We start from the raw sequence: 2,462 nt of genomic DNA, 5'->3' as shown, positions 1-2,462 counted from the left end.
ATGAGTACCCAGAAAGCACCACCTATACCGGCGGCAGTAATGGGTAAAGTACATCCGAACAAACCTCAGTATTCAATATTATAAGCTTGATGTTCGTGATTCTGGATACATTATCCGCAATGAACCAAGGATTAGAGGAAGACGAGACACAGAACGTTTAGTCATTGGGAGTAATGGAGATATTTATTATACTCCTGATCATTACAGGACTTTTGTTCTTCTGAAAGGACTATAAATATGACTATTGATTTTAAAATGGATGAAAGGTATCCTATAACACCAAATATTTATCTAAAAGGAGAGCCTATTCTCCATAATAGGATAGATTCATTATTTTCTTCTGGGTGGGAAATTATTGAAATTAGAGGAAATGCTATTATAGATTTTGATACCATGACATCTGAAATACTTCGTGCTATTAAATGTCCCTGGAATATTCCGGATTATGGTTCGCAATGGACATTAGATTATATTGAGGATATTGATCAATGGCTGGATATATCACATGGTTTTTTTGTGTATATATCTAATTTTGATGATATTATTCTCAAGAATTCTCGAATAGCAAGTTATCTTTACCAGCATCTCCACCGGTTGCAAACCAGGTACCGTTGGGAGCTTTTGGAGGAAGGAGAAGCGAACCTTAAATTTACCTACGGTTTTGAATGTTCTGAGAAGAATCTTCCGCTGGTGCGGGAGTTTTTCCGGGGGCATGTGGTGGTTGTGGATAGGTTTGATCCTGAGCATCCTGAGCTTGAGAGTGCGGAGGCCCTGGGTCCTTTCGTAGATGAGTATCCGCATTTGCCAGAGTAGCGGAATAGAATCAATGAACCTATATATAAGAAAAGGCAGGGTTGTCTATGATCGATTGGTGTCGCTTGTGGGCAGCCCTGGTGTTCTATATGCCGAACCATGATGAGACGTTTATTTTAATTAAGGAATGAAAATATTATGAATTATTATGAGCCTATGGTTTTTTATACGAATAAATTGGATAAAACTTTTTTCCCGGTTGTTTATGTGCGGGAGGATGGTGTTTTAGAGCGGCAGTTAGAGCTGTTGCGGCAGGCGGGGTGGAAAATTATTGAGCTTTCCTGTGAAAAGTTTTTAAAGTCTTCAGGCTCTGAGGAAGACGCTATGATAGTTTTTGAAGCTATTGAGTTTCCTGATGAGATTCCTCGGATTCCAGAGGATTGGATTCATGAGTATCTTGAGGATTTGCAGTGGTTGGATTTGAGTCAGGGGTTCTTTTTTGTTCTGAAGGATTATGATGTGTTCTTCCAAGATCAAGAAAAAACTGACTATTTCATGGCGAAGTGGACTGCAAAGTTGTTGCAGACAGTGGATAATGATTCGCGGTACAGGCATTCTTGGTCTGGGTATGCGGACTACGATCCACCGCATGTGCTCTATGGCATGGAGGTGTCTCGGAACCACCTTGATCAGGTGTTGGAGTTTTTTGAGGGTCGGGCGATTGTGATTCCTGATTTCGATGAAGAGGATCCTGGGGCCGAGTATCCAGCGTATGTTAAAAATAAGGAAGATACTATTAGAAGTTGGCGAGGGATGACGGTTGACCCAGAGGATACTGAGGGGTAGAAGTCGTCCGCGCGCACAGAGAAATCTTCACACCCATTGAGAAGCAAAACTATTATAGGTTTTTATACAAATAAGCTAGATAAGACCTTCTTCCCAGTTGTGTATGTAAAGGAAGATGATGACGTCTTAGAGCGGCAACTAGAGTTTCGACGAAAGCAGGGGTGGAAAATTATTGAGTTTTCTTGCTCTGCTCTTGTCCAGGCAAGGATCGAGAATGAATATTTTAAGGAGCTTTTAAGGCCTATTGAATATCCTTATGGAATGCCTGATGATCCAGTAAATCTAATCTATGAGTACATGGAAGATTTGCATTGGTTGGATTTGAGTCAGGGAGTTTTCGTGGTGTTGCGGGAGTATGACGCGTTATTCCGAGAGGATAAAGGCCCTGAATACTTGCAGGCAAAGTGGATGGCACAGATTCTACAAAGCGCAGATAATGACTTACGGTATCGGCATTCCTGGTACGGAAATGGAGACTACGACCCACCGCATGTACTTTACGGTATGGAAGTGTCTCGAAACCACCTTGATCAGGTCTTGGAATATTTTGAAGGCCGTGCAATTGTTATTCCTGAGTTTGACGAAAAAAATCCAGAAGCTGAGCATCCTTTATACCTTAAAAATAAGGATGAATTTTTGGAAACTTGGAAGCACGAAAATAGTTAATGTAATACATTCTACATCTTAAGGGTTTATTCATCAGGGACTTAGGTAGGTTCTTTATGAATACCCCCTGTGTGGGATTTCTTAAGGAAATAATTATATGGTTTATGAAAAAGAATATAAGGATGGGTTTATTGTTCCGGTGTTCACTCGGGAGAGTGGGTATTGGGAACAGGTCATGAAGCCTCGTTTACAGCAGC

The 2,462-nt window shown here is 40.9% G+C and carries 3 protein-coding genes; all 3 read left to right on the top strand.

Features of this window, described 5'->3' with window-relative positions; translation table 11 throughout:
- Positions 1-237: 237 nt before the first annotated feature.
- The 3 genes from HMPREF2756_RS00790 to HMPREF2756_RS00780 all read left to right on the top strand — a co-directional run bounded on the left by HMPREF2756_RS00790 (position 238) and on the right by HMPREF2756_RS00780 (position 2,265).
- A complete protein-coding gene (locus HMPREF2756_RS00790) occupies positions 238-813 on the top strand; it encodes a hypothetical protein (protein WP_070617258.1) in 576 nt (191 codons plus the stop codon).
- 138 nt (positions 814-951) lie between these two features.
- Positions 952-1,599, top strand: coding sequence for a hypothetical protein (locus HMPREF2756_RS00785; RefSeq protein WP_083301637.1), 648 nt, complete (start codon positions 952-954; stop codon positions 1,597-1,599).
- 36 nt (positions 1,600-1,635) lie between these two features.
- Complete coding sequence (locus tag HMPREF2756_RS00780) at positions 1,636-2,265, top strand: hypothetical protein (RefSeq protein ID WP_083301636.1); 630 nt, start codon at positions 1,636-1,638, stop codon at positions 2,263-2,265.
- The last annotated feature ends 197 nt before the right edge of the window (positions 2,266-2,462 follow it).

This window comes from Rothia sp. HMSC067H10 (assembly GCF_001810635.1).
Classification (GTDB): Bacteria; Actinomycetota; Actinomycetes; order Actinomycetales; family Micrococcaceae; genus Rothia; species Rothia dentocariosa.
This window is presented reverse-complemented; position numbering and strand designations above follow the sequence as displayed.